Genomic DNA, 19,482 nt, shown 5'->3' on the forward strand with positions numbered 1-19,482 from the left:
GGACGGGGCCGGCGACGACGATCCGCTCCTCGCCGGGCTCCTCGGTGCGGCGTCGGAGGACGGCGCGGATGCGGGCGAGCAGTTCGCGGGTGGAGTAGGCCTCGAGGGCGTTCGTCAGGACGGGGACGAGGAGCTCCTTGCCCTGCTCGGAGCCGTACTGGAAGTAGACGGGGAGCAGGCCGCCGGGGATCGTGTCGATGTCATCCATCTGGACGGCCTCGGTGCTGTCGGGGCGGACCTCGGTACGGCCGGGGACGGCGTCGACGGTGTCGCTGGTGCGGCCTGCGGAGCCCTCGTACTGCACCTCGACGCTCAGCGCCTCATCGGTGGAGTTCACGAGCGTCACGATCAGGGTGCCGGCCTCGCCGTCGTCCGAGACGATCATCGCGTTGCGGATGGCGAGATCGCCGATCGTCGCGCCGACTCCGTCGCTCGGGTCGTAGATCTTGCGCGTCGCCTGCGGGGCGACGAGGTTGCAGCCGGCGGTAGCGAGGGCGACGCCGACCGCGAGAACGACGGATGCAGCGATACGCGCCTTCACAGGAACCTCCAGATCGTCGGCCCCGCTCGCCCCGGACAGGGCGACTTCACTGTGCACGAGCCGACACCAGGCTAGCGTAGCGAGCACCGCGGCTCCGCCCGTCCGGACTCCCGTCCCGCTCGGCGCGCATGGTAATCTTTCCGCCGCTGAAAGGACGTCGCATGCAGTTCGAGGTCGGAGAGACGGTCGTCTACCCCCATCACGGAGCCGCCACGATCGCCGAGGTGAAGACCCGGACGATCAAGGGCCAGGAGAAGACGTACCTGAAGCTCCGCGTCGCGCAGGGCGACCTCGTCATCGAGGTGCCCGCCGACAACGTCGACCTGGTCGGCGTCCGCGACGTCATCGGCCGCGAGGGCGTCGAGCGCGTGTTCGAGGTCCTGCGCGCCGAGGTCGTCGAGGAGCCGACCAACTGGTCGCGCCGCTACAAGGCCAACCTCGAGAAGCTCGGGTCCGGCGACGTCGTCAAGGTCTCCGAGGTCGTCCGCGACCTCACCCGCCGCGACCGCGACCGCGGCCTCTCAGCGGGGGAGAAGAGCATGCTCGCCAAGGCCCGCCAGATCCTCGTCTCCGAGCTCGCCCTGGCCGAGAAGACCGACGAGGACGCCGCCTCCGCGCTCCTCGACGAGGTCCTCGCATCCTGAACGGCCCGGCCGGCGCGCCGACCGCGGCCGTCGTCGTCGTCGCCGCCGGCAGCGGCACGAGGCTCGGCCGCGAGCGCCCCAAGGCCTACGTCGACTGCGCGGGGCGGACGATCCTCGAGCGCAGCCTGCGCACGGTGCTGCTGCTCGCGGAGCCGGTCCAGATCGTCGTCGTGGCTCCCGCCGCCCTCCTCGAGGAGACGGCCGCTCTGACGCACGCCGCCGGAGCCCCGGACGGCTCCGTCAGCGTCGTCGCCGGAGGCGCCAGCCGCCAGGAGTCGGTCGCTCGGGGGCTCCGGGCGCTCGGCCCGGCCGTGGAGACGGTGCTCGTGCACGACGCCGCCCGCGCCCTCACGCCCGTCGACCAGTTCGAGCGGGTGATCGCGGCGGTCCGGGAGACGCGCGGTGGAGTGATCCCGGGTCTGCCGGTCACCGACACGATCAAGCGCATCCGCGCCGACGGCGGGATCCTCGGCACGGTGGACCGCTCCGAGCTCGCCGCGGTGCAGACGCCGCAGGGCTTCCCGCGCGCGCTCCTCGACGAGGCCTACGCCTCGGCGGAGGAGGACTTCACCGACGACGCGGCGCTCCTCGCCTCGCGCGGCGGCCCCTCGATCGTCGTCGCCGGCGATCCGCTCGCCTTCAAGATCACCACCCCCTGGGACCTGGCCCGCGCCGAGCAGGTGCTCGCACCGCCGCCCGTCGTCGTCGTGCCGCGCGTCGGCATCGGCACGGACGTGCACGCCTTCGACGACGCGTCGCCGCTCTGGCTCGCCGGGCTGCACTGGCCGGGGGAGCGGGGCCTGTCCGGGCACAGCGACGGCGACCCGGTCGCCCACGCGATCTGCGACGCGCTCCTGGCGGCGGCGGGTCTCGGCGACATCGGCTCCCGCTTCGGCACGGCCGACCCGCGCTTCGCGGACGCCCACGGCGAGGTCTTCCTCCGCGCGACCCGCGAGCTGGTGGAGGCCGCCGGCTTCGCCATCGGCAACGTCTCGGTGCAGCTCATCGGCAACCGCCCGAAGTTCTCGCCGCGGCGCGAGGAGGCGCAGAGGCTGCTCTCGGAGCTGCTCGGCGCACCGGTCAGCGTCGCCGCCACCACCTCGGACGCGCTGGGCTTCACCGGCCGGGGCGAGGGGGTCGCCGCGACCGCGACGGCACTCGTCCTCCCCACCCCCGCTGTCACCCGGTAGTCCCCGGGCGGAGCCGCCGACCCGGCCGGGAGCGGTCCGCCCGGTAAACTCGCCCGCGTGACTCTGCGACTGCATGACTCGAAGGCCCAGGCCCTCGTCGATTTCGTCCCCCTCCGCGAGAACGAGGTCGGGATGTACGTCTGCGGACCCACCGTGCAGTCCTCCCCCCACATCGGGCACCTGCGCTCCGCCCTCGCCTACGACCAGCTGCGCCGCTGGCTGGCGTACCGCGGCTTCCAGGTCACCCTGGTGCGCAACGTCACCGACATCGACGACAAGATCCTCGCCATCGCCGAGGACGCGCGGCGTCGGGTGCCCGAGGGCGCGCCGGTCGAGCAGTGGTGGGCGCTCGCCTACCGCGTCGAGCTCGAGTTCACCGCCGCGTACACGGCCCTCGGCATCCTCCCGCCGACCTACGAGCCGCGCGCGACCGCGAGCATCGCCGAGATGATCACCCTCATCCAGACCCTGATCGAGCGCGGTCACGCCTACCCGGCGCCCGACGACTCCGGCGACGTCTACTTCGACACGCGGTCCTGGCCGGACTACGGCTCGCTCACCCACCAGCGCCTCGAGAGCATGGAGGCGGCGACCGACGCCGACCCGCGCGGCAAGCGCGACCCGCACGACTTCGCTCTCTGGAAGGGCGCCAAGCCGGAGGAGCCCGAGTCGGCCGCCTGGGCCTCGCCGTGGGGCGCCGGCCGCCCCGGCTGGCACATCGAGTGCTCCGCGATGTCGACGAAGTACCTCGGCACCCAGTTCGACATCCACGGCGGCGGGCTCGACCTGCGCTTCCCCCACCACGAGAACGAGCTCGCCCAGTCCAGCGCCGCCGGCCACGCCTTCGCCAGCTACTGGCTGCACAACGGCCTCGTGTCCGTCACCGGCCAGAAGATGAGCAAGTCGCTCGGCAACTCGGTGTTCGCCTCCGAGCTGCTCGAAGCGGCCCGCCCGCTCGTCGTCCGCTACTACCTCGGCTCGGCCCACTACCGCTCCACCCTCGAGTTCCACGACGGGGCCCTCGAGGAGGCCGAAGCGGCGCTGGAGCGGATCGAGGGCTTCCTCGAGCGCTCCCGCCGCCGCCTCGACGGCACGCGGTTCGCCGCGCTCGGCGAGCCGGTGGTTCCGGAGGAGTTCGCCGAGGCGATGGACGACGACCTGTCCGTCCCGCAGGCCATCGGCGTCCTGCACGAGACCGTGCGCGCCGGCAACGCCGCCCTCGACGCCGAGGACCTCGGCTCCGTCTCGGCCCTGCGCACCCAGGTGCTCGCGATGGCGGCCGTGCTCGGCATCGACCCGGAGGCGCCCGAGTGGGCGCGCTCCGACGACGAACCCTCGTACCGCGCGCTCAGCGTGCTGGTCGACCGCCTGGTCGCCGAACGCCAGACCGCGCGCGAGCAGCGCGACTGGGCGAGCGCCGACCGCATCCGAACCGATCTCGCCGCGGCGGGAATCACGATCGAAGACACCCAGACGGGTGCGCATTGGAGTCTCGATGGCGAATAAGCCCGGCCGCCCCGGAGCGGTCCGAAAGAAGAGCAAGGGCAAGGCCGTCGGTTCCGGCGGTCAGGGCCGTCAGGCCCTCGAGGGCAAGAAGCCCACGCCCAAGGCCGAGGACCGGCCCTACCACCCCGCAGGCAAGGCGAAGCTCGCGCGCGAGCGCTTCGTCGCCGCAGGCGGCAAGGGCCGCCCCGGCGGAGCCCTCTCCGCGGCCGCCCGCGGACAGGGGCGCCCCGCTCCGTCGCGCAAGCCCAAGAGCGGCGACGACTTCGAGATGGTGACGGGCCGGAACTCGGTCCTCGAGGCGCTGCGCGCCAGCATCCCGGCCACCACCCTCTACCTCGCGACCCGCATCGAGATGGACGACCGGGTCAAGGAGGCGCTCAAGATCGCCACCGCCCGCGGCCTTCCCGTGCTCGAGGTCATGCGCCCGGAGCTCGACCGCCTCGCCGGCCCCGACTCCGTGCACCAGGGCCTCGTGCTGAAGGTGCCGCCCTACGAGTACGCCCACCCGAGCGACCTGCTCGAGCGCAGCGTCTCCCGCGGAGCGGTCCCCCTCCTCGTCGCCCTCGACGGCATCACCGACCCGCGCAACCTCGGAGCGATCATCCGCTCCGTCGCCGCGTTCGGCGGACAGGGCGTCATCGTCCCGCAGCGCCGCTCCGTGGGCCTCAACTCCGCCGCCTGGAAGACCTCCGCCGGAGCCGCCGCACGCATCCCCGTCGCGATGGCGTCCAACCTCACCGCCATGATCAAGGACTTCAAGCGCGCGGGCGTCTTCGTCATCGGACTCGACGGCGACGGCGACGTGATGCTCCCCGGCCTCGAACTCGCCGACCGGCCGCTCCTCGTCGTCGTCGGCAGCGAGGGCAAGGGCCTCTCCCGCCTCGTCACCGAGCAGTGCGACGCCGTCGTCTCCATCCCGATCAGCTCCGCCACCGAATCCCTCAACGCCGGGATCGCGGCGTCGGTCGCGCTCTACGAGATCTCCAAACTCCGCTCCGCCTCCGAGTAGCGCGGGCGCCGGCACGGCGATCTGCGGCGTTGTCGTCGGGCGCGATACCGCCGGTATCGCTTCCTCCTCCGCCTTCCAGCTCACAGCGCGAGCGCCGGCACGGCGATCTGCGGCGTTGTCGTCGGGCGCGATACCGCCGGTATCGCTTCCTCCTCCGCCTTGCAGCTCACCGCGCCGGCACCCGCGCTCCAGGTCTGGATGTCAGGGGCGCCGCCTTCGGCGAGCGGACAGGGGCGCCGCCTGCGGCGAGCGGACCGAAGGCGCCGCCTCCGGGGAGCGAGCCGGGGGCCCTCTTGCGGTGGGGGAGTCAGACGTTCTTGGTCCAGTCGACGTCGGCGTCCTCGTCGGTGAGCTCGGCGTCGCCGGACTCGTCGAGGACGAGGTTCGGGAGGGTCAGCGCCTCGGTGGGAGGAGCGATGACCGTCGCCTCGTCGCGGCGGTGACGCAGGATGTCGTTCACGTAGGCGGTGACCGCCTCCGCCAGGGGGACGTCGCGCGCCTGCTGCTGCGACATGAACCAGCGGTGCTCGAGCAGCTGGTGGAACATCTCGGCCGGCTCCAGGCGGCCCTTGAGATCACGGGGGATCGAGCGGATGACCGGCTCGAACACCTGCGCCAGCCACTCGTGCGCCACCATCTCCTCGTCCAGGCCCTGCTTGTCGTAGGTCGCCGTGTACGAGTCGAGGTCGTTGAGCAGGCGTCGCGCCTGGTTCTCCTGCGCGTCCAGCCCGGTGAGACGGAGCAGCCGCCGCTGGTGGTGGCCGGCGTCGACCACCTTCGGCTGGATCCGCACCGTGGACCCGGCCTCGTCGGTCTTGATCGCGAGCTCCTCGATGTCGAAGCCCAGCTCGTTCAGCCGGTTCACGCGGTCGTTGATCCGCCAGCGCTCCGAGGTCGCGAACGACTCGGCACCGGTCAGCTCCTTCCAGAGGCTGCGGTACGCCGCGACGATGCCGTCGGAGACCGTGATCGGGTCGAGGTCGTCGTCGACGCGACCGCCGGCCTCGAGGTCGAGCAGCTCGCCGGCGATGTTGACGCGGGCGATCTCCAGATCGTTCTCGCGCTGGCCGTTCGAGAGGCCGCCCGAGTAGAGCTGCCCCGTCTCCGCATCGACCAGGTAGGCGGCGAAGGCGCCGGCATCGCGCCGGAAGAGAGTGTTCGAGAGCGAGACGTCGCCCCAGAAGAAGCCGATCACGTGCAGGCGGACCAGGAGGAGCGCCAGCGCGTCGACCAGACGGGTCGCCGTGTCCGGCCGCAGCGTCTGCGAGAAGAGCGCCCGGTAGGGGAGCGAGAACTTGAGGTGACGGGTGACGAGCACGGCGGGCAGGGCCTCGCCCTCGTCGTCGGTGCGGTTCGTGATCACCGCGCCCGGAACCACGCACGGCACGTCGAGGCGCTGCAGCGTCTTCAGCATCTCGTACTCGCGCCGCGACATCTCGGCGGTCGTCTCCTTGACGGCGACGACGTGTCCGGAGAGGTGGGCGAAGCGGACCGTGTGCCGCGAGATGCCCTTCGGCAGGGCGGCGATGTACTCGTCGGGCCAGTCGTCGAGCCGCAGGTTCCACGGCAGGTCGAGCAGGGCCGGGTCGACGGTGGCCGAGGTGATGTTCAGGGAGCCGGACATGGTGCGCCGTTCGTGTCGCGTGTCGGACGGTGGGGGAGCCGCAGACGACGCTGCCGCCGCCCTGGAGGGGACGGCGGCAGCGTGCGGTGCAGGAGGAGGCTCAGGAGAGGCGCTCGCCCGACTCCGCGTCGAAGATGTGCACGCGGTGGTTCGCGGTCACGTACACGCGGTCGCCCGCGGTCGGGTGCACGCGGCCGTCGACGCGCGCGACGATGTCGGTGCGGCGGCCCTCGACCTCGGTGTGGCCGTAGAGGTAGCCGTCCGAGCCGAGCTCCTCGATGAGGTCGACCTCGATCGGCAGTCCGCCGGGCTGGGTCGAGACGGTGACGTCCTCGGGGCGCACGCCGAGCGTGACGACCTTCTGGCTCGTCTTCGCGAGCGCCTCGCGGGCGATCGGGAGGACGGTGTCGCCGAACTTGACGCCGCCGTCGGTGACGTCCGCGTGGAACAGGTTCATCGCGGGCGAGCCGATGAAGCCGGCCACGAAGACGTTGTTCGGGTTCTCGTACAGGTCGCGGGGCGAGCCGACCTGCTGGAGGAGGCCGTCCTTGAGGACCGCGATGCGGTCGCCCATGGTGAGCGCCTCGGTCTGGTCGTGGGTGACGTAGACCGTGGTGATGCCCAGGCGGCGCTGCAGCGTGCCGATCTGGGTGCGGGTGGACACGCGGAGCTTGGCGTCGAGGTTCGACAGCGGCTCGTCCATGAGGAACACCTGGGGCTTGCGGACGATGGCGCGGCCCATCGCGACGCGCTGGCGCTGGCCACCGGAGAGCGCCTTCGGCTTGCGGTTCAGGTAGGGCTCGAGGTCGAGCATCTTCGCGGCCTCGAGGACCCGCGCGGCGCGCTCGTCCTTGTTGACGCCGGCGATCTTGAGCGCGAAGCCCATGTTCTCGGCGACCGACATGTGCGGGTACAGCGCGTAGTTCTGGAAGACCATCGCGATGTCGCGGTCCTTCGGCGGAACGTCCGTGACGTTGCGGTCGCCGATGAGGATGCGGCCCTCGTTGACCTCTTCGAGGCCGGCGAGCATGCGCAGGGAGGTGGACTTGCCGCAGCCGGAGGGGCCGACGAGGACGAGGAACTCGCCGTCGCCCACCTCGAGGTTGAGCTTGTCGACGGAGGCGCGAGTGGCCCCGGGGTAGACGCGGGACGCGTGGTCGAAAGTTACGGACGCCATTGTTCTTGCTCCTTCACCGGCAGGTACGTGCCGGACGATCCGAGTGAATGGAAGTGATGGTCATCATCGCGTGGGCGACTCCGACCAACCGTCACAGTATGCCACGGGGCCGACAGTCGTCGGTCGGGCACCGCGTATCCGTCGTTTGGAGGTTTCCCAGGGCTCGCGCGTAGGATTCCGGCGAGTCGCGCCCGGCGACCCCCTTCTTCCCCCTCTCTCATTCGGAGCGTTCTTGTCATGACCACCGGCGGAGCCAACGACCGTCTCTCGAAGAACCAGCGACGAGAGGCCGCCCGAGAGAAGGCGCGCCGCCTGCGCGAGCAGCAGAAGCGCCGCGACCGCGTGAGCCGCTTCGCCCTGCAGGGCGGGCTCGCCGCCGTCGTGATCGCGGTCGTCGTGATCGTGGTCTTCGCCGTCACCTCGAGCATCCGCCCCGCGGGCCCGGGCCCGGCGAACATGGCGAGCGACGGTGTCGTCATCGGCGAGAACATGGTCGCGCAGACGAGCGGCGCCGTCGCGGCCGACGGGACGCCCACCCCCAGCGCGCTCGACACCTCGGCCGGCACGGTCGACATCCGGGTCTACCTCGACTACCTCTGCCCCTACTGCGGCCAGTTCGAGAAGACCAACGGCGACCAGATCAAGGAGTGGGTGACCAGCGGTGCCGCGACGGTCGAGATCCACCCGATCGCCATCCTCACGACCCGCTCCAACGGAACCAAGTACTCGGAGCGCTCGGCCAACGCCGCCGCGTGCGTCGCGGACCGCTCGCCCGACTCGTTCTTCGACTTCAACTCCCTGCTGTTCGCCAACCAGCCGGCGGAGGGGACCGACGGACTCTCGGACGACCAGTTGAAGGACTACGCCTCGCAGGCCGGCGTCGAGGACACGGCGGCCGTGAACACCTGCATCGACGACCAGAGCTTCGTGAGCTGGGTCCGCGCCGCGACCGAGCGCGCCACCTCGGGTCCGCTGCCCGGCACGGACGTGCCCGCTGTCACGGGCACCCCGACCGTCCTGGTCAACGGCGAGGCGTACTCGGGCTCGCTGACCGACCCGGACGCCTTCAGCTCCTTCGTGCTCTCGGCCGCCGCCGACTCCTACTCGTCGGCGACTCCCGCGCCCACCTCCTCCGAGACTCCGGCGCCGAGCGACACGCCCGCCTCGACCGAGGCCCCCGCGTCGACCGAGACCCCCGCGTCGACCGAGACCCCGGCTCCCGGCGACGCCCCGGTCTCCACCGAGGCTCCGGCCTCCTCCGAGCCGACTCCGGCCGCCGCGGGCTGAGCCGCGGACGCGCAGGAGCCCCGCGCATGAAGAAGGCCCCGACCGCACGCAGCGGTCGGGGCCTTCTCCTCTCCTGAGCCGACGACGGGACTTGAACCCGTAACCGCCCGATTACAAGTCGGGTGCGCTACCAATTGCGCCACGTCGGCAGGTGCGCTCGCGCGCCCGGCCACCCTATCGCGGGCCCGGATCCGGCCGGATCCGGGCCCGCCGCGTCTCACGGCTCGAGGATGCTGAGGTGCCGCTCGGCGGGAGCGGGACGCTTGGGGCCGCCGATCTTCCCGTCGGGACGGCCGACGTAGAGCCAGCCGAGCAGCTCCTCGCCCTTCTCGAGGCGATGCGCCTTCCGCACGGCCTTGTCGCGCGTGTAGGAGCCGGTGCGCCAGAAGACGCCCCAGCCCGCCTCGTCGAGCAGCAGGCTCAGGAGGTGGGCGACGCCCGAGGCGACGGCCTCCTGCTCCCAGGCCGGCACCTTCGACTTCTTGACGCTGACCACGACGGCCAGCAGCAGGGAGGCGCGGTGCGTCTTCTCGATGTACTTCCGCGGGTCCTTCTTCGCCCCCGAGGCGACCGCGAAGCTGCGGCCGACCCGGTCGCGGGCGGCGCCGCGGATCTCGATGACCCGCCACGGGCGCAGCGAGCTGTGATCGGCGAGACGCGACGCCGCCGAGACGAACGCCGCGATCTCGTCGTGCCCCGGAGCCTCCGGCGTCACCTTCGAGCGCGATCGGCGCGCGAGGACGGCCTCGAGCACGGGGGAGGAGGACACGGTCACTCGCCCTCGGCCTGGAAGTTCAGGGCGATCGAGTTCATGCAGTAGCGGTCGCCGGTGGGCGTGCCGAAGCCGTCCGGGAAGACGTGTCCCAGGTGGGATCCGCAGTTCGCGCAGCGGACCTCGGTGCGGACCATGCCGAGGGTGCTGTCCTCGATCAGCTGGACCGCGTCCGGGTTCACGGACTCGTAGAAGCTCGGCCAGCCGCAGCCGGAGTCGAACTTGGTGCCGCTCTTGAAGAGCTCGGCGTTGCAGGCGGCACAGGTGTAGAGGCCGGAGCGGTGCTCGTCGAGCAGCTCGCCGGTCCACGGGCGCTCGGTGGCCGCTTCGCGCAGGACCGCGTACTGGTCGCGGTCGAGCTCCTCGCGCCACTCGGCGTCGGACTTGTTCACGGAATACGACGACATGGGTCTCCCTCGGAATCCTCGTCAGTGTACGGGGGCGGTCGCGCCCCTCCACCTGGTCCAACCCCCGGGACGACGGCTCCATTCCGCCTCCGCGGGCTGTGGAGGAGACTCCCCGCCTCCATGCCGCGACGCGGTCACGAGGTGTTCGGAGCGCCTCCCCGGCGGCGGCCGTGGGCCTGCCTACCCTGGAGGGATGAGCAGGACGACGGACCCGAGACCGGGCACCGGTCTGTCCGAGCGCGAGCTGCGGGTGCTCGCCTTCGAGCGCGAGTGGACGGCCCGCTCCGGGGACAAGGACGACGCGATCCGCTCCCAGTTCGGACTGTCGGCCGCCCGCTACTATCAGGTGCTCAGCGCGGTGCTCGCCTCTCCGGCCGCCCTCGCGCACGACCCGATGCTCGTCACGCGGCTGCAGCGCATCCGCGACCAGCGCGCCGGCGCCCGCGCCTCGCGACGCCTCGGGCGCCTCGAGTAGACGAGCTGCTCGAGTCCACCAACGGAAGGCCGGCCGTACCCCCGATGTCGAACACGCACCCGAGAGACCGCTTCGACGAGGTCCCGGCGACGGAGGCGCGCGTCGGCGCCCACCGCCGGCCGCCGGCCCCTCACGCCCGCGCGGTCGCCCTCGCCTGGGCCGCGCTCGCCACCGGAGTCATCGTCCTGCTCGGCTTCATCGGGCTGCTGGTCATCGACGACCGGGTGCAGTTCACGGACGTCTTCACTCCGCCGACCGCGACCGCGGAGGCGACCCCGACCGCCGCCGCGACGCTCGATCCCGATCTCGCCGTCGCCGTCCTCAACGGCACCGCCACCGTCGGACTCGCCGCCAGCGCCGGCGACGCCCTGACGACGGCCGGATGGAGCGTCCCGACCGTCGCGAACGCGAACACCGAGGACATCGCCGCCACGACCGTCTACTTCACCGACCCGGCGCTCGAGGGAGCGGCCCTCGGTCTCGTCGACTCGCTCGGAACGGGGACCGTCCTGTTCTCGCAGGACTTCGTCGAGACGGGCTCCGTCGTCGTGGTCCTGGGGGCCGATTACGCCTCCGAGCAGGGCTGATCGGGGCCCTCTGTTACGGGCACGTTTCCTCCGTGTTGAATCCCGGGCAACTCTTCCCCGCGAGGCCCTTTCCAGCCCCTCCCGGGGCCGATAGCCGGATTAGTATTCCTGACCAGGCACCAGCACATCGCTCGTGCCGCGGGCATCACAGCACTGGGGAGTACAGAGATGGCGAACGGAACCGTCAAGTGGTTCAACGCTGAGAAGGGCTACGGCTTCATCACGGTCGACGGCGGCGGACAGGACGTCTTCGTCCACTACTCCGCGATCGACATGTCGGGGTACAAGGTCCTCGAGGAGGGGCAGCAGGTCGCGTTCGAGGTCGGCACGGGGTCGAAGGGCCCCCAGGCCGAATCGGTCCGCCCGGCCTAACCGCCGAGCCTCCCGGGAGCCGTCGTCCGCCTCGTGCGGGCGGCGGCTCCTTCGTGTCGGAGCGCGTGCCGGTCGCTTGCACTCGTCCACCGCGAGTGCCAGAATCGACCTTGGCACTCGCTCCGGTCGAGTGCCAGCACAGACATTTCACGACGTCCGGGAGGGACGAGAAACACACATGGCCAAGATCATTGCTTTTGACGAAGAAGCCCGCCGCGGCCTCGAGCGTGGACTCAACACTCTGGCCGACGCGGTCAAGGTGACCCTCGGCCCGCGCGGCCGCAACGTCGTCCTCGAGAAGAAGTGGGGCGCTCCCACCATCACGAACGACGGCGTCTCCATCGCCAAGGAGATCGAGCTCGACGAGCCGTACGAGAAGATCGGCGCCGAGCTCGTCAAGGAGGTCGCCAAGAAGACCGACGACGTCGCCGGCGACGGAACCACCACCGCGACCGTCCTCGCTCAGGCGCTCGTCCGCGAGGGCCTGCGCAACGTCGCGGCCGGCGCCGACCCGATCAGCCTCAAGAAGGGCATTGAGAAGGCCGTCAAGGCCGTCACCGCCGAGCTCATCGCCGGCGCGAAGGCGATCGAGACCAAGGAGGAGATCGCGGCGACCGCCTCCATCTCCGCCGCGGACCCCGAGATCGGCGCGATCATCGCCGAGGCGATCGACAAGGTCGGCAAGGAGGGCGTCGTCACCGTCGAGGAGTCGAACACCTTCGGCACCGAGCTCGAGCTCACCGAGGGCATGCGCTTCGACAAGGGCTACCTGTCGCAGTACTTCGTGACCGACCCCGACCGCCAGGAGGCGGTGTTCGAGGACCCCTACATCCTCATCGTCAACTCCAAGGTCTCGAACATCAAGGACCTGCTCCCGGTCGTCGACAAGGTGATCCAGGCGGGCAAGCAGCTGCTGATCATCGCCGAGGACGTCGACGGCGAGGCGCTGGCGACCCTGGTCGTCAACAAGATCCGCGGCATCTTCAAGTCGGTCGCGGTCAAGGCCCCCGGCTTCGGCGACCGTCGCAAGGCGCAGCTCCAGGACATCGCGATCCTCACCGGCGGCCAGGTCATCTCCGAGGAGGTCGGACTCAAGCTCGAGAACGTCACCCTCGACCTGCTCGGCTCGGCCCGCAAGGTCGTCATCACCAAGGACGAGACCACGATCGTCGAGGGTGCCGGCGACGCCGAGGCCATCGCCGGCCGCGTCGCGCAGATCCGCGGCGAGATCGAGAACACCGACAGCGACTACGACCGCGAGAAGCTCCAGGAGCGCCTCGCGAAGCTCGCCGGCGGCGTCGCGGTCATCAAGGCCGGAGCGGCGACCGAGGTCGAGCTCAAGGAGCGCAAGCACCGCATCGAGGACGCCGTCCGCAACGCGAAGGCCGCCGTCGAGGAGGGCATCGTCGCCGGTGGTGGCGTCGCCCTCATCCAGGCCGGCAAGCTCGCCTTCGAGAAGCTCGAGCTCGTCGGAGACGAGGCGACCGGCGCGAACATCGTCAAGGTCGCCATCGACGCCCCGCTCAAGCAGATCGCCCTCAACGCGGGCATGGAGCCCGGCGTCGTCGCTGCGAAGGTCCGCGAGCTGCCCACCGGACACGGCCTCAACGCCGCGACCGGCGAGTACGTCGACCTCATCGCCGCGGGCATCATCGACCCGGTCAAGGTCACGCGCTCCGCTCTGCAGAACGCGGCGTCGATCGCCGGTCTCTTCCTCACCACGGAGGCCGTCGTCGCCGACAAGCCCGAGAAGAACCCGGTCGCCGCGGGCGGCGACCCCACCGGAGGCATGGACTTCTAGTCCGTCCCCCCACCACGCAGAAGGCGGTTCCCCTCCGGGGGAGCCGCCTTCGGCGTTTCCGGAGGCATCTGAGCGAGCAGCAGGCGACCGAACCGGCAGGTGGTTCTGAATCCGCTCCGCGACCACAACGGCGGTCCTCCTGCGGTGGCACCGCCCTCCGCGCCGCCTCGGTCTCCTCTGCGGACACCGGCACCAGAAGCGCGTGTGGTGCGCCGGTGCGGGTCGCGACGTACGGGGTCGGGGCGGAGATGTCGTCGGCCGAACGGATGCGGACGGCGAATCTGCAAGAGTCGGCGACGCGGCATCCGTCGAGCGTCGGGTGTCATCTCCAGCGGTCCGGGCGGGCTCGCCGCCCGTTGGTCCCCAAGAGGAGAGAGTGAGCCGTGCGCGGCCGTGCGCGCCGGGTGCGCGAGGTCACGGTCGCCCCGGGCCGATCGATCCGTGCCGCTCGCGGACGTCGACGGGAGAGCCCGGACCGAAGGGGCCCCCGACGAGGGACGGACCGCGGTGCGGATCAGACCGAGGCGGGGGAGGTCTCGCCGTTCTGGCCGACCGTCAACAGCGGCAGCGCGACGCGGAAGGTCGCGCCTCCGCCCGGCGTCTCGACGACGTCCACGCGGCCCTTGTGCGCGGCGACGATCGAGGACACGATCGCCAGTCCGAGGCCGCTGCCGCCGGTCTCGCGGGTCCGCGACGTGTCCGCGCGCCAGAAGCGCTGGAAGATCTTCTCGCGGATCTGCGGCGGGATGCCCTCGCCGTGATCGATGACCTCCAGCAGGGCGAGGCGGCGGGAGCGGTCGACGGCGACGCCGATCTCGATCGGAGTGTCCTCGGGCGTGTAGCGGACGGCGTTGCCGATCAGGTTCGTCAGGACCTGGCGGATCTTGTTCTCCTCCGCCATCACCATCGCCGGCACGCCCGGCTCCTCGGGGGCGGTGGCGGTGCCGGCGGCGATCTCCTCGGCGTTGACCCGGCGCGGACGCCGGCGGAATCGGGCGAGCCTCGCTCCTGCCGCGGCGATCGGGCCGGTGAGCCCGGGGTTCGTCAGCTCCATGGTCTGCGTGGCGGAGGCGCCGGCCTCGTCGGGCTCGAGCGCGGGCGTCTCCATGGGGGTGTCGTCGCGGGTCTCGACGCCGAAGTCGCGGTCGGGCCAGGAGGCCATCGCGTCCATCGCGGCGTCGCGGGCGAGCGGCATCAGATCGACGGGCGCGAGTGCGAGAGGCTTCGTCTCGTCGAGGCGGGCGAGTTCGAGGAGGTCCTCGACCAGGCCGCCCATCCGGATCGCCTCCTTCTCGATGCGCTCCATCGCCTGGCCGACGGCCTCGGGCGTCTGAAGAGCGCCCATCCGGTACAGCTCGGCGTAGCCGCGGACGGAGACCAGCGGCGTGCGCAGCTCGTGGCTGGCGTCGCCGACGAAGCGGCGCATCTGGTCGATCGTGCGGGCGCGGTCGCGGAAGGCGGAGTCGATCCGCCCGAGCATCGCGTTCAGGGAGCGGTTGAGGCGCCCGACCTCGGTGTTGGGCGTCGTGCCGTCCAGACGCTGGCTGAAGTCGCCGTCCGCGATGGCGGCAGCGGTCTGCTCGACCTCGCGCAGCGGGGCGAAGGTGGTGGTGACCAGCAGGCGGGTGAGGAGTGCGCCGATCACGACGATCGCGACTCCGAAGCCCAGGAAGATCGTGAGGTACGTCGTCATGATGACGTCGACGCTGCGGGTCGACACCGCGAGCAGGAGCGTCTGGTACTCGGTGCCCCTCGTGAACACCGTCGACATGACGTGGTACTCGACCTTGCCGTTCGAGCTCCAGATCTCCATCGGCTTGTCGCCGCCCTGCAGCGCCTGCTCGAGGGTGAAGGTCTGCGGGAAGGCGGGGTCGGCCGCGCCGGACGCGTTCGTGTTGTCGAGCGTGCCGTACTGGTCGTAGACGGCGCCGAAATCGGCCTTGGACTCGTCGATCGCGGCCAAGTCGTTGACGGAGAGGTCGCTCGCCGTCCGCTGGACCTGGTCGGCCAGCTGCGCGTCGAGCTGGGCGACGAGCTGCGGCTTCAGCATCGTCATCGTCCCGATCCCGGAGACGAGGAGTCCCAGCGTGAGCAGGAGGACCGTGACCGCGGTGATCTTGGTGCGCAACGAGATGGAGTTCCACCGCTCGGCCAGACCCTGGTGCATGGCGGTGGAACTCCCTCGGGATCGGCGGGCGCCGCGCCTCCGGCGGGAGGTGGCGCCGAGGTGGCGGAGGCTAGGCCTTCGCGACCTTCAGCATGTATCCGAATCCTCGCTTGGTCTGGATGAGCGATTCCTCCGAATGCGTGTCGAGCTTACGTCGCAGGTACGAGATGTAGGACTCGACGATGCCCGCATCGCCGTTGAAGTCGTACTCCCACACGTGGTCGAGGATCTGCGCCTTGCTGAGCACCCGGTTCGGGTTGAGCATCAGGTAGCGGAGCAGCTTGAACTCGGTGGGGCTGAGCTCCACCGGCTCGTCGCCGACGAGGACCTCGTGCGTGTCCTGGTCCATCGTCAGCTCGCCGGCCCGGATGACCGCGTCCTCCTCGGCGTGCATGGTGCGGCGGAGGATCGCCTTGATGCGCGCGACGATCTCGTCGAGGCTGAACGGCTTCGTGACGTAGTCGTCACCGCCGACGGTGAGGCCCGTGATCTTGTCCTCGGTGTCGTCCTTCGCCGTGAGGAAGAGGATGGGGGAGGTGTATCCGGCCGAGCGGAGGCGCTTGGTCACGCCGAATCCGTTCATGTCCGGGAGCATCACGTCGAGGATGATCAGGTCCGGCTCCTCCTCGAGGACCGCCGAGATCGCCTGGGCCCCGTTGCCGACCGCACGCACGGCGAAGCCGGCGAAGCGGAGGCTCGTGGTGAGCAGGTCTCTGATGTTGGGCTCGTCGTCGACGATGAGAATGCGGGGTCCGTCCATGCAGGACAGTATCTGGCCGTCGGCTGTACGGAGTCTGGGAGTCGGTTGTCCGGGCGCTCGGTGTCGGCTCGGCGGCGGGGAACGCCTGATCGGAGGCGGTGCGGCAGGAGGAGAGCGCGTCCGATCAGGACTGCGCGCGGCGGCGCCGGACCCCCACGATGAGCATCGCGATCATCATGAGGAACGCGATGGGCAGGCCCACCAGCGGCACAGCGAAGACGAACTGCCAGAACGGGCCGGCGTACTCGCGGATCCCGAGCGCGGGGGCGACCAGGATCGCGAGGAACGCGAGGACCGTCACGACGATGATCGCGATGAACATGTAGGCGAGCGTGCGCTCCGCGCGTCCGACGCCCGCCGGCTCCTGTGGCTTCACCCGTCAAGGATAGGGCGGCCCCGGTCGACTAAACTGATGGCTGCTTCATTTCCAGGAGGGGTCTGCATGCCTACCGGCAAGGTCAAGTTCTACGACGAGGAGAAGGGCTTCGGCTTCATCAGCACTGATGACGGCCAGGAGGTCTTCCTGCACGCTTCCGCGCTGCCCTCCGGGACCGCGGTCAAGGCCGGCACCCGCCTCGAGTTCGGCATCGCCGACGGCAAGCGCGGGGCGCAGGCGCTCTCGGCGCGCGTCCTCGACGCTCCGCCGAGCCTGGTGAAGCTCAACCGGAAGTCCGCGGACGACATGTCCGTGATCGTGGAGGACACGGTCAAGCTGCTCGACGGGATCGGCGCCGGGCTCAAGCGCGGCCGCTACCCCGACAAGGCGCACGGGCGCACGATCGCGGCGCTCCTGCGCCGGGTTGCGGACGAGCTGGATGCCTGACGCCGACGGCACGACCGACGAGCAGGGCCCGGTCGAGGAGACCGTCGCCGCTCCGACCACGGAGGACGCTCGCGTGGAGCAGTCCCCGGAAGAGGGTGACTCCGGCGCCGAGCCGGACGCGACTCCCGCCGATTCTGACTCCTCCGCTGAGGACACGCGCGGAGCCGACGAGGAGACCGACGCTGACCAGGCGGCTCCTGTCGACGAGGCTCCCTCCGGCGAGGGTGAGAGCGACGCGGCCCTTCCGGTGACCGAGGCTTCTGGCGAGGACTCCGCCTCTGCGGAGGAGACTCCTCCGGCCGACGACGTCGCCGCGGAGGCGGGAGTCTCCGGCTCGGGCACGGCTTCTGCTGCAGTGCCGACTCCTGCTGAGGACGCGGCCACTGCTGACGATGCGGTTCCTGCTGACGATGCGGGAACATCTGAGGACTCGGCTCCTGCTCAGGACATGGCTCCTGCTCAGGACATGGCTCCTGCTGACGACTCGGCCCCTGCTGAGGATGCGGCTCCTGCTGAGGATTCCGGCCCCGTCGCCGACGACCGTTCCGAGGCCGACGACGACGCTTTCACGGGGGAGGCGGACGAGGCCGCCGCGGACGAGGCTCCCGAGCCCGTCTACGAGGCGGACGCCGTGCTCGCGGGGTCTCTCGATGTCGCTCGTGCCGCGCTCGCCGAGATCGCCCCCGAGGGGACGATCGGCGAGCTGGTCACGACTCTGGCGCAGGGCGAGCACGTCGTGTCGCTGCAGTTCGCGAACCTCATGCGCGGGTACCCGGGTTGGCTGTGGACGGCGACGCTCTCCCGGATCGACGAGAACGAGGACGTGAACGTCCTGGAGGTCGAGCTGCTGCCGGGTGAGGGCGCGGTCCTCGCTCCGGACTGGGTGCCGTGGTCCGTGCGTCTGGCCGACTACCAGACCGCGCAGGACGCGCTCGGCGAGGAGGTCGAGGACGCGGACGACGACGAGCTCGAGGACGCCGAGGAAAACGACCTCGACGACGAGTCGGACGACGACTCCGACGAGGACGAGGTCGACTCGGACGACGACGACGATCCGGTCGACGACGACGACTCGGAGGACGATTCCGACGACGACGACTCGGACGACGAGGACTCGGACGAGGACGACTCCGACGACCCGGACGACGACTCCGACGACGAGGACTCCGACGACGTCGAGCCCGAGCCCGCTCCCGCCCCGACGACCCGTCGCCGTCGACGTCGCCGCTGATCCGGTCCGGCGCCGCCCGATGAGCATCGACTCCGACACCCGCATCGCTTATCCCGACGGCGCCGTGCGCTCCTCCGGGCGCGTGCAGCACGTGGGCCCGCTGGAGGACGGCCGCTGGGCGGTCGTCCTCGATGCGACCGCCGCTCACCCCGTCGACCCGACCTGGCCCGACCAGGGGCCCGACCGCGGCGCGCTGGTCGTGGCGGGGGAGCGGCATCCCCTCATCGACTGCCGCATCGGGGCGTGGCAGGGCGGCGAGCTGCACGTCGGCGAGCGGCTCCCGGCGCGGCTCGGCACTCCGGAGTGGAGCTTCGTCGTCGTCCACATCGTCGACGACGCCTCCTCACTCCACGTGGACGACGAGGTCGACGTCGAGGTCGACGCGGAGCACCGGCACGAGCTCTCCCGTGGGCACACCGCCTGCCACCTCGCCTCCCTCGCCCTGAACGCCGCTCTGGCCTCGTTCTGGTCGAAGCCGGCGCGCACCGACGCTCTCGGGAACCCGGACTTCGACCAGGCGGCGATCCAGACCTCGCGGATCCGCGAGTCCGGCTCCACCGACGTCTACCGCCTCGGCAAGTCCCTCCGACGCAGCGGGATGGACACCGCCCGCCTGCTGGCGGAGATCCTCGAGGTGCAGGAGCGGGTGGACGCCCTCCTCGCCGAGTGGATCGCCTCCGACGCGGAGGTGCGCATCGAGCGCGACGACGACCTCCTCAGCACGCGGCGGACATGGCGCTGTACCCTCCCCGCGGGGGACGCCGCGATCGCGTGCGGCGGCACCCACGTCGAGCGCCTCGGCGAGTTCACCGGCCTGCGCGTCCGTCTCGAGCCCGAGGCCGACGGCACCGGACTCCGGATGGAGACCGACGCGGTCTAGCGTCGGTTGCGGCTGTAGAACAGCCCGATCGTGCCGAGGACCAGTCCGATCACGACGGTCGACAGGACGACCGGCTCGATGACGGCTCCGACGGCCGTCGCCACGAGCACGGCCACGAGCGCGACCGCCCAGACGACGCACCCGACCAGCAGAGCCGTCGCGTCGTCGCTCGCGTAGGGCGGCGGCGCGGGCCGCCGCTCCTCCTCGCGCAGCCACAGCCGCATGGCGT

General features: G+C 71.0%; 21 protein-coding genes and 1 tRNA gene. 12 read left to right on the forward strand and 10 right to left on the reverse strand.

What is annotated here, in order from left to right; translation table 11 throughout:
• Positions 1–541: hypothetical protein (locus C5C63_RS16995; RefSeq protein WP_181110570.1), on the reverse strand; the 541-nt coding region annotated here is incomplete at its 3' end.
• Positions 542–702: 161 nt separating this feature from the next.
• On the opposite strand from C5C63_RS16995, the gene C5C63_RS06920 reads away from it, so the two are divergent.
• Genes C5C63_RS06920 through rlmB form a run of 4 tightly spaced genes read left to right on the forward strand, consistent with a single transcriptional unit; the run spans position 703 to position 4,890 of the window.
• Positions 703–1,185, forward strand: coding sequence for a CarD family transcriptional regulator (locus C5C63_RS06920; protein WP_104325752.1), 483 nt, complete (start codon positions 703–705; stop codon positions 1,183–1,185).
• Positions 1,179–2,375 carry a 2-C-methyl-D-erythritol 4-phosphate cytidylyltransferase gene (ispD, locus tag C5C63_RS06925; protein WP_104325794.1) on the forward strand — a complete coding sequence of 399 codons (1,197 nt, stop codon included), beginning with the start codon at positions 1,179–1,181 and terminating at the stop codon, positions 2,373–2,375. Before C5C63_RS06920 ends, ispD begins: the two co-directional genes overlap by 7 nt.
• Before the next feature lie 57 nt (positions 2,376–2,432).
• Positions 2,433–3,881, forward strand: coding sequence for a cysteine--tRNA ligase (gene cysS, locus C5C63_RS06930; protein ID WP_104224590.1), 1,449 nt, complete (start codon positions 2,433–2,435; stop codon positions 3,879–3,881).
• Positions 3,871–4,890: a 23S rRNA (guanosine(2251)-2'-O)-methyltransferase RlmB gene (rlmB, locus tag C5C63_RS06935; protein WP_104224591.1), complete on the forward strand. Its 1,020-nt coding sequence runs from the start codon at positions 3,871–3,873 to the stop codon at positions 4,888–4,890. Before cysS ends, rlmB begins: the two co-directional genes overlap by 11 nt.
• Positions 4,891–5,197: 307 nt before the next feature.
• Here the strand turns inward: rlmB and C5C63_RS06940 are convergent, their stop codons facing one another.
• Entirely contained in the window at positions 5,198–6,514 is a 1,317-nt protein-coding gene (locus tag C5C63_RS06940) for a DUF4032 domain-containing protein (protein ID WP_104226481.1), read from the reverse strand.
• Positions 6,515–6,614: 100 nt separating this feature from the next.
• Positions 6,615–7,691, reverse strand: a complete 1,077-nt coding sequence (locus C5C63_RS06945; protein ID WP_104224593.1) for an ABC transporter ATP-binding protein — start codon at positions 7,689–7,691, stop codon at positions 6,615–6,617.
• A gap of 237 nt (positions 7,692–7,928) precedes the next feature.
• On the opposite strand from C5C63_RS06945, the gene C5C63_RS06950 reads away from it, so the two are divergent.
• On the forward strand, positions 7,929–8,978 hold the full coding sequence (locus C5C63_RS06950) for a thioredoxin domain-containing protein (RefSeq protein WP_104314574.1): 1,050 nt from the start codon (positions 7,929–7,931) through the stop codon (positions 8,976–8,978).
• Between the two features lie 76 nt (positions 8,979–9,054).
• Here C5C63_RS06950 and C5C63_RS06955 read toward each other — a convergent pair.
• From C5C63_RS06955 to msrB, 3 genes are all read right to left on the reverse strand, one after another.
• A tRNA-Thr gene (locus C5C63_RS06955) sits at positions 9,055–9,127 on the reverse strand.
• A 68-nt stretch (positions 9,128–9,195) separates the two neighbouring features.
• Entirely contained in the window at positions 9,196–9,753 is a 558-nt protein-coding gene (locus tag C5C63_RS06960; RefSeq protein ID WP_104226480.1) for a nitroreductase family protein, read from the reverse strand.
• Positions 9,750–10,157 (reverse strand): peptide-methionine (R)-S-oxide reductase MsrB, encoded by a 408-nt coding sequence (gene msrB, locus C5C63_RS06965; protein WP_104255437.1) that lies wholly within the window; start codon positions 10,155–10,157, stop codon positions 9,750–9,752. Before msrB ends, C5C63_RS06960 begins: the two co-directional genes overlap by 4 nt.
• A gap of 193 nt (positions 10,158–10,350) precedes the next feature.
• Between msrB and C5C63_RS06970 the strand changes: the two genes are divergently transcribed.
• The 4 genes from C5C63_RS06970 to groL all read left to right on the forward strand — a co-directional run bounded on the left by C5C63_RS06970 (position 10,351) and on the right by groL (position 13,392).
• A complete protein-coding gene (locus tag C5C63_RS06970; protein ID WP_104224597.1) occupies positions 10,351–10,632 on the forward strand; it encodes a DUF3263 domain-containing protein in 282 nt (93 codons plus the stop codon).
• A 44-nt stretch (positions 10,633–10,676) separates the two neighbouring features.
• A complete protein-coding gene (locus tag C5C63_RS06975; RefSeq protein ID WP_104233888.1) occupies positions 10,677–11,219 on the forward strand; it encodes a LytR C-terminal domain-containing protein in 543 nt (180 codons plus the stop codon).
• A gap of 168 nt (positions 11,220–11,387) precedes the next feature.
• The gene (locus C5C63_RS06980; RefSeq protein WP_104224599.1) at positions 11,388–11,591 is read left to right on the forward strand and encodes a cold-shock protein; all 204 of its coding nucleotides are present in this window, start codon (positions 11,388–11,390) and stop codon (positions 11,589–11,591) included.
• 178 nt (positions 11,592–11,769) lie between these two features.
• Complete coding sequence (gene groL / locus C5C63_RS06985) at positions 11,770–13,392, forward strand: chaperonin GroEL (protein ID WP_104224600.1); 1,623 nt, start codon at positions 11,770–11,772, stop codon at positions 13,390–13,392.
• 514 nt (positions 13,393–13,906) lie between these two features.
• Here the strand turns inward: groL and C5C63_RS06990 are convergent.
• The 3 genes from C5C63_RS06990 to C5C63_RS07000 all read right to left on the reverse strand — a co-directional run bounded on the left by C5C63_RS06990 (position 13,907) and on the right by C5C63_RS07000 (position 16,695).
• The gene (locus tag C5C63_RS06990; RefSeq protein ID WP_104233887.1) at positions 13,907–15,559 is read right to left on the reverse strand and encodes a HAMP domain-containing sensor histidine kinase; all 1,653 of its coding nucleotides are present in this window, start codon (positions 15,557–15,559) and stop codon (positions 13,907–13,909) included.
• Positions 15,560–15,629: 70 nt separating this feature from the next.
• Positions 15,630–16,319: a response regulator transcription factor gene (locus C5C63_RS06995; protein WP_055787731.1), complete on the reverse strand. Its 690-nt coding sequence runs from the start codon at positions 16,317–16,319 to the stop codon at positions 15,630–15,632.
• 124 nt (positions 16,320–16,443) lie between these two features.
• Complete coding sequence (locus tag C5C63_RS07000) at positions 16,444–16,695, reverse strand: hypothetical protein (protein WP_244229474.1); 252 nt, start codon at positions 16,693–16,695, stop codon at positions 16,444–16,446.
• Positions 16,696–16,761: 66 nt separating this feature from the next.
• Here C5C63_RS07000 and C5C63_RS07005 point away from each other — a divergent pair, with 66 nt between their 5' ends.
• From C5C63_RS07005 to C5C63_RS07015, 3 genes are read left to right on the forward strand one after another with little or no spacing between them, the layout of a single operon-like run.
• On the forward strand, positions 16,762–17,142 hold the full coding sequence (locus C5C63_RS07005) for a cold-shock protein (RefSeq protein WP_104224602.1): 381 nt from the start codon (positions 16,762–16,764) through the stop codon (positions 17,140–17,142).
• Positions 17,135–18,373, forward strand: coding sequence for a DUF3027 domain-containing protein (locus C5C63_RS17360; RefSeq protein WP_258065403.1), 1,239 nt, complete (start codon positions 17,135–17,137; stop codon positions 18,371–18,373). Before C5C63_RS07005 ends, C5C63_RS17360 begins: the two co-directional genes overlap by 8 nt.
• A gap of 19 nt (positions 18,374–18,392) precedes the next feature.
• Complete coding sequence (locus tag C5C63_RS07015) at positions 18,393–19,253, forward strand: metal-dependent hydrolase (RefSeq protein WP_104325753.1); 861 nt, start codon at positions 18,393–18,395, stop codon at positions 19,251–19,253.
• Here the strand turns inward: C5C63_RS07015 and C5C63_RS07020 are convergent.
• Entirely contained in the window at positions 19,250–19,477 is a 228-nt protein-coding gene (locus C5C63_RS07020) for a DUF2530 domain-containing protein (protein WP_104224604.1), read from the reverse strand. The genes C5C63_RS07015 and C5C63_RS07020 overlap by 4 nt on opposite strands.
• Positions 19,478–19,482 lie beyond the last annotated feature (5 nt).

Origin of the sequence: Rathayibacter sp. AY1B8, from assembly GCF_002932775.1 — a bacterium.
Lineage (GTDB): Bacteria > Actinomycetota > Actinomycetes > Actinomycetales > Microbacteriaceae > Rathayibacter.

Bases quoted from the DNA above. Each gene is read 5' to 3' on its own strand.
- C5C63_RS07005 (WP_104224602.1), top strand. From the start codon at position 16,762: ATGCCTACCGGCAAGGTCAAGTTCTACGACGAGGAGAAGGGCTTCGGC.
- C5C63_RS06950 (WP_104314574.1), top strand. From the start codon at position 7,929: ATGACCACCGGCGGAGCCAACGACCGTCTCTCGAAGAACCAGCGACGA.
- C5C63_RS06990 (WP_104233887.1), bottom strand. From the start codon at position 15,559: ATGCACCAGGGTCTGGCCGAGCGGTGGAACTCCATCTCGTTGCGCACC.
- C5C63_RS06945 (WP_104224593.1), bottom strand. From the start codon at position 7,691: ATGGCGTCCGTAACTTTCGACCACGCGTCCCGCGTCTACCCCGGGGCC.
- C5C63_RS06975 (WP_104233888.1), top strand. From the start codon at position 10,677: ATGTCGAACACGCACCCGAGAGACCGCTTCGACGAGGTCCCGGCGACG.
- C5C63_RS07020 (WP_104224604.1), bottom strand. From the start codon at position 19,477: ATGCGGCTGTGGCTGCGCGAGGAGGAGCGGCGGCCCGCGCCGCCGCCC.
- C5C63_RS06940 (WP_104226481.1), bottom strand. From the start codon at position 6,514: ATGTCCGGCTCCCTGAACATCACCTCGGCCACCGTCGACCCGGCCCTG.
- C5C63_RS06995 (WP_055787731.1), bottom strand. From the start codon at position 16,319: ATGGACGGACCCCGCATTCTCATCGTCGACGACGAGCCCAACATCAGA.
- C5C63_RS07015 (WP_104325753.1), top strand. From the start codon at position 18,393: ATGAGCATCGACTCCGACACCCGCATCGCTTATCCCGACGGCGCCGTG.
- rlmB (WP_104224591.1), top strand. From the start codon at position 3,871: ATGGCGAATAAGCCCGGCCGCCCCGGAGCGGTCCGAAAGAAGAGCAAG.
- groL (WP_104224600.1), top strand. From the start codon at position 11,770: ATGGCCAAGATCATTGCTTTTGACGAAGAAGCCCGCCGCGGCCTCGAG.
- C5C63_RS06920 (WP_104325752.1), top strand. From the start codon at position 703: ATGCAGTTCGAGGTCGGAGAGACGGTCGTCTACCCCCATCACGGAGCC.
- C5C63_RS06980 (WP_104224599.1), top strand. From the start codon at position 11,388: ATGGCGAACGGAACCGTCAAGTGGTTCAACGCTGAGAAGGGCTACGGC.
- C5C63_RS06970 (WP_104224597.1), top strand. From the start codon at position 10,351: ATGAGCAGGACGACGGACCCGAGACCGGGCACCGGTCTGTCCGAGCGC.
- C5C63_RS17360 (WP_258065403.1), top strand. From the start codon at position 17,135: ATGCCTGACGCCGACGGCACGACCGACGAGCAGGGCCCGGTCGAGGAG.
- msrB (WP_104255437.1), bottom strand. From the start codon at position 10,157: ATGTCGTCGTATTCCGTGAACAAGTCCGACGCCGAGTGGCGCGAGGAG.